The following is a 7,506-nucleotide window of genomic DNA, read 5'->3' as shown; positions in this document are numbered from 1 at the left end:
AAAGGGATAAAGATAAAATTGAATATGATTTTAATATTAATCTAAATATAATCTAATTTTAATCTATTTGAATCCAATAAATATCTAATAGTCGAGCTAATACTTTCCAATCGGCGCGTATCCACCCTTCAAAAAGGGAGATTTCATAAGTACAACACTAAATTTAACTACAACGCAGGATAGGCAACGAGTGCCAAAAAACGCACTAAATGCGTTTTTCAATTCCGCCCAACAAGGCGGAAACGCCGCAAAGCGGCTGAAGGTTTGAACAACCATCGGGGGCATCTGCCGCCGTGTTGTTGGTTGATGTCTAAATTTCAAAGCGCAAAAAGTCCAGACCAAGACAAGTGTCTCTGCACGTCTTCCACCTTTTCCACCACGCCACAGAAGGCGCACCGGACAAAGATGAAAGCCGCACAAAGCCAGTCTGGACTTTTTGCGCTTTGAAATTTTTAACGACATCACAACACGGCGGCAGATGCCCCCGATGGTTGTTTATTTATGAATGAACATTTATGAAAGGACTATCAGATGGGATTAGATATGTATGGCTATACCATGAATGCCGAGTTTGTCGGCGACCGTCAAACCGATGTGAATGTGAGCGAAGATGAACGCGAAGAAGCAGCACTGAATCATTTTGCCTACTGGCGGAAATTTAACCATCTTCATGGTTGGATGGAAAACTTATATCGGCAAAAAGGCGGAAAAGCTGAAGTCTTTAATTGCTGCACTGTGCGGCTGGAACTTGAAGATTTAGACCGTCTGGAATCTGATTTAAATGAAGAAAAATTGGAATACACTCCGGGCTTTTTCTTTGGAGACGATGAGATATATCCCGAAGACATTACAGAAACTAAAAACTTTATTGCAAATGCCCGTCTAGCAATAGCTAAGGGACAAGCAGTGTTTTATGACAGTTGGTGGTAATGATACACGGTTTCAGGCGGCAAAGGCCGTCTGAAACCATAGGGAGCAAGAAGATGGAAAACACTGTTAAAGAGCTGAAAAAACGTATTTATTCGTTTGGTGCTGCGTACAAACCCTCTGATGTTTTTCGTGATTTCGTCGAGCTGGCAGCGATTGCCATTTTAAACAGCTATATTCGGGATGAAGATTGGGAAAATCGTGAAGAGCGATACCACGTTATCCGCCGACAATATAAAGAAGAGGCTTTTAAAATTTTTCCTGAGCTATTAGGCGTTTTGGCTTCGGGCTGTATTCGAGCGGTGAAAGTCGGAAACTACGAAGATTTTTTGGGCGAACTTTATATGGACTTGGGAGCGTCGAACGAGCGTAACGGACAGTTTTTTACGCCAATGTCTATATCAAGAGTGATGGCAAAACTGGCGGGAATTGACACGGTGGAGAAGCTGGCGAATAAAAGATTCGTTTCTTTACTTGAGCCATGTTGTGGCAGTGGTGCGAATCTGCTTGCTTTCGCCGAACATATCGCCGATAGCGGAAAAATTCCAAGCTTACATATGGCAGCGGTTACGGTAGATATTGATGTTTTATGTGTGTGGATGTGTTTTGTGCAATGCCATTTTTACGGTATTCCCGCAAAAATCATACATGGCGACAGTTTGAAACTTGAATTTCATACGGCTTGGCGGACGGTGCATTGGTTGCGTGGAGGATTTGAAGACGATATGAAAGCTGAAATTGTCGCTGACAAAAAAGCCGCTTTCGATGCAGAACAGCAACACCATAGAGAAACGAAGATTACCGCCCCTTTGTTGACTTTGGAAGAACAGTTGGTCTTGTTTTAAGGAAAGGAAGAAGCGTGATGATTCAAGATGTGAAAAAAGTGGATTATGACAAAATGTTTTCTGAATGCCTCAAAGGTAAAATTCCTACTGAAACGAGGCTGGATACCGAAGCTCTAATTAAGCTGTTGATGTTGGAAAATGTTTCTGAAATTGAAGCAAGCATTAGAAAAGGTTGTATAAGAGCAACACATTTTATAGGTTCTAACAAAAAATATATCTATGATACAGGTATTGATGATGAAGAAATTCAATGGGAAATTGAAGATTTTAAGGCGCATTACCCTCACACTTGGTGGACGGTAGAGCAGATTAATTATAATGACTAAGATATAAAGGTCGTCTGTAATCACTGTTTCAGATGACCTTTATCTGTCTAAGCCAAACTGAAAAAAGAAGCCCGCCGCAGCCCCGTTACCGCCTCTCAAAGTTCGGCAGAAACGTCCCCACGCCCCAAGTAGAAAACAGACTTAGGCAGCTTTTCCGGCACCTTCGACAACCTACAAAACTGCCACGCCTATTTTCCACTTGCCCCCTACGGCGGGCTTTTTATAGTCAATTAAAATCAAAATAGGACAGTAGCGCATCGCCAAATTGGGCGTAATCAGACAAAACGGTTCGCAGATACCGCTTAATATTCGCCCACACCTTCTCAATCGGGTTGAGCTCAGGTGAATAAGGTGCAAGAGGCAATACCTTATGTCCCGATTTTTCCACCATTTTCCGTAAGACACCCATACGGTGAAATCGTGCATTATCTAAAATAATCACCGATTTTTGAGTCAATGCGGGCAGTAGGCATTGCTGAAACCACGCTTCAAAAAAGACTCCGGTCATCGTATTTTGATAAACCATCGGAGCAATCAGCCGGTTGCCGACTTGTGCGGACACCAGAGATAAGCGTCGGTATCTTTTTCCACTTATCTGCGCTTTCACTATTTGCCCTTTCAGGCTGCGGGCATAGGGACGGAACAGGTAGCGGTCAAATCCTGTTTCATCCAAATAAACACGTTGGTAGTCGGAAAATTCGGCCAGCTGTGTCAAATAATGCGTTACTTTGGCCGGGTCTTGTTCTTTGTAAGTGGTGGTCTTTTTTTGCGCGTCATCCCCATCTGTTTGAGTGCATAGCAAACGGCGGCTGGCGTACAATCAAAATGTTTGGCGATTTCATGCAGATAGGCATCCGGGTGTTGCCCAACATATTGAGCCAGTTTTTGCCTATCCAATTTGACGGCATTTAGACCGGTAACTTGATGTTTTAGGCTGCCTGTTTGTTTTTTAAGGCGAATCCACAGGTAAAGCGTGTTTCTTGACAAGTTAAACGTTGCTGCGGTTTGGCTGATGTTTTTGCATTGTTCGTAATAGTTTAAAGCTTTGTTTCTTAAGTCCGCAGAGTATGCCATGGTTAGACCTTCAAAGTTGAGTGTTGTACTATTTTGTTTTTAATTGACTATAGTAGTAAAACATCATATAGGAATAAAATTATAATTCGAATAATAGTTTTATAAATAATTATTTACCTAAATTAAACAATATGTTAAAGAATTTCTTAAATATAAAAAGGTCGTCTGAAAAATATTCAGACGATCTTTTGTTATATTTACAGTTGTAATGATTCGTTTGTTTGAATTAAATACCATTTATCTGAAATAAATTTCCAGTATATGAGAATATGGTATTTTGCAGGAATCAGAAATTGATAATGAATTGTATTTCAGCCGGTCTGGTTAATTTAATCAGAAATCTGTTACAGGAAGAGTAAAAGTGGAATGTGGAAAAGATAGGGTGTTAAAGAAGCTATCAGCTCTAATAGCAGTTTTGGGTTCATTCGCTTTGGCAGCTTGTTATCCATCTTCAGAAAATAAGGAGGAAGTAAAAATGGACAATCAGATACCCATAACAGGCTTTGAAAGAAATATTAAAATTGATTTGAATGGGACGTTGATGAGCGTGCCTTACGGTTATTTGGCAGGTTCGTCCCGAGATTCGGCAACAAGATGGATGTCGGACGAGGAAAAAATCCATAAGGGCGGTAGGTTTGATATTTACGTCCATGCCAAACGCAAAGGAGATTCTTGGATTTTAGAGCCTTTTAATCGGGAGAATAAAGATAAATTTGTTAAGGCATTGAAGGATGGCCTGCCGATGATAGACACTATTTCGATTCAGAAAAATTCTGAATGCCTTTTAGATCCTAAGTATCTTAAAAAAATGATGTTGAGGTACGGTTCAAAAGAAATAACTTCTTCTTCTAAAGACTATAAAGCATATGAAAGATTTAATGAAGAACCATTCTATCATGAATTTAATTATATTAGGGATGATGAAAATCCAGTAAGAATACAAGTAAGGGATGATGGTAGAAAAAATGGAAAAAGACTTAATGAACCGCATTTTTCAATCGCAGTTGACTCATGCATAAATGGTTTATCAGTAGATTATTATCCTAGTATCAGTGCACATGAATATGGAAATTTTTCTAAGCAACCTTCTCAACAAGAGTTGATTGAATATCATCTAAAAATAGAGAAATTAATTAAAAGTTTTATCAAGTAATTTTATTTTAGGAATCTAACTTATGATTATTTTAAATGAAAGACAGCAGGCTGAATTAAAAGGATATGCTGATAGAGGCGATTATCATGGTGGATGGACTTATCTTGCCAAGCAAGGAGACCGCTATGCCGACAATGCGGCAGCTATTACCGGAAATAGTAAAGACTTACGAGGAATTAATCTATGGATGAAAAAAGGAGTTGAAAATTTATGGGATTCGACAGTAGGCGAAACAGCTAGGCAGGAAAATTTTGAAAAGGTTGCATTGAATCATTTTGAAAATTATGTCCGAATGATTGAACAAGGGAAAGGCAAATTACCCACTACAAGCCAAATTGAAAAAAGCTATTCGGAGTCCCTTAGTAGTCATGGACTCTCAACTAGTGCTGCCATAGATTTGGCAATCAATCGTGCAATTGTAGCCACTGTTCCTAATGGTATGGGTAAAGATATTCAAGGCGGATGGGCATTGGGATTGGGTATTGAAACCAGTCGTATCGATCCTCAAAATGCAATTGCCAATAAAGAAGGCTCGGGTGAATACAATCAAAAAATTGTTTTTGAAGCATTAAGCAAAGCAGGAAAAGAACTGCTTTTAAGCGATCCGATTGGTTTTCCTAATGCTGTATTGGGAGACGCCAGACAGTTGGAGTGGGAATACAAAGCTGATGCTGCAGAATGGTTACTTGAAAAAGGAAAAGAATTGTATGAATCTGCAGCAAAAGAATTGACCGAAACCGCAAAAGAGTTGGCTGAAGCGGCAAAAGATTTCAGTAAGAATTTTGAAGAGTGGACAAAAGAAACTTGGGAAGGTGCAGTCGGCACATTCAAAGAATGGGCATGGAAAATCCCATTTAACGATCGTCAAGACGACTGGGGATCGCCCGAAAACAGGAACTGGTGCATCCCTGAAGACTGGGAGCGCTGGCAAAAAGCCAACCGTGATGGCAAATACCACATCTACGATCCTTTAACTCTCGACCTTGACGGCGACGGCATCGAAACCGTTTCCCACAACGGCTACAAAGGCACATTGTTCGACCATGATGGCGACGGTATCCGTACGGCTTCAGGCTGGGTGGATTCAGACGACGGTTTGCTGGTTGTTGACCGCAACGGCGACGGCATCATCAATGACGGCAAGGAGCTTTTCAGCGACAGTTCCGTTTTGAAAGACGGCACGAAGGCGGCGCACGGCTATGCGGCTTTGGCAGAATATGATTCTAATGGCGACGGTGTGGTCGATGCTAAAGATGCTGATTTTGACAAATTGCGCGTATGGCGCGATTTGAATCAAGATGGTGTCAGCCAAAAAGATGAGTTGTTTACACTGGAAGAAGTCGGCGTACAGTCTCTGAATGTTGCATATCAAGATACCAATCAAAATCTCGGCAATGGTAACCGTCTGGCGCAGGAAGGTAGCTATACCGGCAAAGACGGCAATGTGCGTAAAATGGGCGATTTGTTGTTTGGCAACAATACGCTTTACAGCCGTTATAGCCAATCCGTCAATCTGACCGACGAACAGCGTGCGGCGGCAAACCTACAAGGCATCGGCCGCTTGCGCGATCTGCGCGAAGCCGCTGCCCTTTCGCCCGCTCTTGCCGCAGCATTGCAGGCATATACCAAAGCGGAAACCAAGGCGCAGCAAAAAGCCCTCTTGGACGATCTGGTTGACAAATGGGCGCAAACCGATCCGAATTACAGCGTCGGCACACGTTTCTCCACCCCCATGCTGCGCACTGCGAACGAAGGTGTCGCATTGACTCCAGGGCAGGAGCAGGCGATGTTACTGGCAGGTGGTGTTTCAGACGAGTACAAAGAAAAACTGCACGAATTGCGCACGAAAATTGCGGCATTGGACGCATTCTCTGGTGAAAAGTCCAGTGTTATCTATGTGCAAAGCAAAGAGCAGATGGAAAGCTTCCTCAAAACCGTACGCGAAACTTACAGCAAGCTGACAGACAACGTTTATGAGAACCTGCTCTTCCAAACCCGTTTGCAACCGTATTTGAACAAAATCGGACTGAAGCTGGAAAACGGCGAATTCAAACTCGATTTCACTGATGTCGCCGCTCTCTTTGGTGAAGTGTACGCCCGCAGCCCCGAAAAAGCCTTTGTGGATTTGGGCGAATTTTTAGCGTACAGCAAAATCAGTTCGGGTGATAACGCATTTACCGAACTCTCATCGCTGATGGCGCAATATTCTCTGGATGCTGTAAACAGCGGTACATTCGAACAATACGCCGAAGCCTTGGGCAAAGAAGCGATGGAAAAACTCGGCCATAAAACCGGTACGGAAAAAGATGATACGCTTTATGGCAACGAACTTGCCAACTTTATTACAGGCGGCGCGGGGGATGATGCAATCAGCGGCTATGGTGGTAATGACATACTGCATGGCGGAGCAGGTAATGACACATTACAAGGTGGTGCAGGTAAAGATACCTTGGCAGGCGGGGCCGGAGACGACAGACTGAACGGTGGCGGCAGCGAAGCCGACACCTATGTCTTCGAGAAAGGTCACGGCAGGGATGTGGTTTCCGACAGCGCTTACCAGGCAGCTCATACCGATACCCTGCGCTTCAACGGCGCCAAGTTTGCCGAAGCCGTATTTACCCGTTCGGGCAACAACCTGGTCATCAAAGCCTACGGAGCCGAAGATGCTGTAACCGTAGAGGGTTATTTTAGCAGCAGCTCCTACCGCTACTACGATTTTGCCTTTGACGACAAAACCGTTACCACCAAAGACATGGCCGGTATGAAGGTGGAAGGCGTCGGTACCGACAGCAACGAAAGCCTCTACGGCTGGGATACCGCCGACGTGCTGGACGGCGGCAAAGGCAACGACTACCTGAGTGGTGAAAAAGGTGCCGACATCCTCAAAGGCGGCGAAGGCAACGACAGCCTTGACGGCGGCGAAGGAGCCGATACGTTGGAAGGCAATGCGGACAACGACTACCTGAGTGGTGAGAAAGGTGCTGACATCCTCAAAGGCGGCGAAGGCAACGACGAACTGCACGGTGGCGAAGGCAGCGACATTCTGAACGGCGGAGCCGGAGACGACAGACTGTACGGCGGCAGTAACGAAGCCGACACCTATGTCTTCGAAAAAGGCCACGGCAAGGATGTGGTTTCCGACAGCGCTTACCAGGCAGCTCATACCGATACCCTGCGCTTC

Annotated in this window: 6 protein-coding genes; 5 read left to right on the top strand and 1 reads right to left on the bottom strand. The window is 43.9% G+C overall.

Annotated features, from left to right (window positions below; genetic code table 11):
- Positions 1 to 531: 531 nt before the first annotated feature.
- Genes Q1M25_RS06595 through Q1M25_RS06585 form a run of 3 tightly spaced genes read left to right on the top strand, consistent with a single transcriptional unit; the run spans position 532 to position 2,098 of the window.
- Positions 532 to 930, top strand: coding sequence for a phosphoglycerate kinase (locus Q1M25_RS06595; protein ID WP_300483167.1), 399 nt, complete (start codon positions 532 to 534; stop codon positions 928 to 930).
- Positions 931 to 983: 53 nt separating this feature from the next.
- Positions 984 to 1,772 (top strand): N-6 DNA methylase, encoded by a 789-nt coding sequence (locus tag Q1M25_RS06590; protein WP_300483164.1) that lies wholly within the window; start codon positions 984 to 986, stop codon positions 1,770 to 1,772.
- Positions 1,773 to 1,786: 14 nt separating this feature from the next.
- The gene (locus Q1M25_RS06585) at positions 1,787 to 2,098 is read left to right on the top strand and encodes a hypothetical protein (protein WP_300483162.1); all 312 of its coding nucleotides are present in this window, start codon (positions 1,787 to 1,789) and stop codon (positions 2,096 to 2,098) included.
- 226 nt (positions 2,099 to 2,324) lie between these two features.
- On the opposite strand, the gene Q1M25_RS06580 is transcribed toward Q1M25_RS06585, so the two are convergent.
- Positions 2,325 to 3,172, bottom strand: a protein-coding gene (locus Q1M25_RS06580; RefSeq protein WP_300483159.1) for an IS630 family transposase whose coding sequence is annotated in 2 segments (ribosomal slippage) — positions 2,325 to 2,857 and positions 2,857 to 3,172 — 849 coding nt in all. Because the reading frame shifts where the segments join, the coding sequence is not laid out codon by codon here.
- A 361-nt stretch (positions 3,173 to 3,533) separates the two neighbouring features.
- On the opposite strand from Q1M25_RS06580, the gene Q1M25_RS06575 reads away from it, so the two are divergent.
- Positions 3,534 to 4,325 (top strand): RTX iron-regulated FrpC family protein, encoded by a 792-nt coding sequence (locus tag Q1M25_RS06575; protein ID WP_300483156.1) that lies wholly within the window; start codon positions 3,534 to 3,536, stop codon positions 4,323 to 4,325.
- 397 nt (positions 4,326 to 4,722) lie between these two features.
- Positions 4,723 to 7,506: calcium-binding protein (locus tag Q1M25_RS06570; RefSeq protein ID WP_300483154.1), on the top strand; the 2,784-nt coding region annotated here is incomplete at its 3' end.

Source organism: uncultured Neisseria sp. (assembly GCF_951230505.1).
Taxonomy (GTDB): domain Bacteria; phylum Pseudomonadota; class Gammaproteobacteria; order Burkholderiales; family Neisseriaceae; genus Neisseria.
This window is presented reverse-complemented; position numbering and strand designations above follow the sequence as displayed.